This window comes from Pseudomonas sp. AC463, from assembly GCF_979253585.1.
On sequence record NZ_CEEDDZ010000905.1, the window covers coordinates 1 to 253 of the forward strand.

At 66.4% G+C, this 253-nt stretch carries 1 protein-coding gene; it reads right to left on the reverse strand.

The annotated features are described in order from the left end of the window. Positions 1-253: sigma-70 domain-containing protein (locus tag AC0IYH_RS32850; protein ID WP_471838559.1), on the reverse strand; the 253-nt coding region annotated here is incomplete at both ends.

The window sequence follows — 253 nt, forward strand, 5'->3', positions numbered from 1 at the left end:
GCGCAGCACGCGCTCCTCGCGCGGCGTCAGAGAGGCGAGGACGCGGGTCACCGTTTCCTTGAGGTTCGCCTGGATCGCCGCATCGACCGGGATGACCGCGTTCTTGTCCTCGATGAAGTCGCCGAGGTGCGAATCCTCCTCGTCGCCGATCGGCGTTTCGAGCGAGATCGGCTCCTTGGCGATCTTCATCACCTTGCGGACCTTCTCGAGCGGCATCGAGAGGCGCTCCGCCATCTCCTCGGGCGTGGGCTCG